Below are 339 nucleotides of genomic sequence, written 5' to 3' on the forward strand. Positions count from 1 at the left end.
GTGGTGAAGCTGGATAACGGTTCGACCATCACTATCGGTAATGGCAAGTCCAGCGGCGTCACTACCGCCACCGCGCCTAACGATGCGTACGTGGGCGCCAACGATGTCAGCAACAAGATCACCGGCGTGGTCAGCGGCGGTGACAAGTACGAACACCTGATCGTCGACGGCAGCACCGTAGTCACCAAAGTCACCGACGTGGTCAACAACACCACCATCAGCATCACTGGCGACACATCGGTGACCGAAGGCGCAACCGCGCACTACACCCTGACCCTGAGCAACCCGGCGCAAACCGATGTGACCGTGACGCTCAAATACAGCGGCACCGCCACCGAC

At 60.2% G+C, this 339-nt stretch carries 1 protein-coding gene; it reads left to right on the forward strand.

Annotation, left to right across the window (positions count from 1 at the left end; genetic code table 11):
- Nucleotides 1–339, forward strand: a 339-nt coding sequence (locus SB756_RS28740) for an immunoglobulin-like domain-containing protein (protein ID WP_410912913.1), incomplete at both ends; no start/stop codon positions are given.

Source organism: Pseudomonas sp. SIMBA_068, from assembly GCF_046534705.1.
Taxonomy (GTDB): domain Bacteria; phylum Pseudomonadota; class Gammaproteobacteria; order Pseudomonadales; family Pseudomonadaceae; genus Aquipseudomonas; species Aquipseudomonas putida.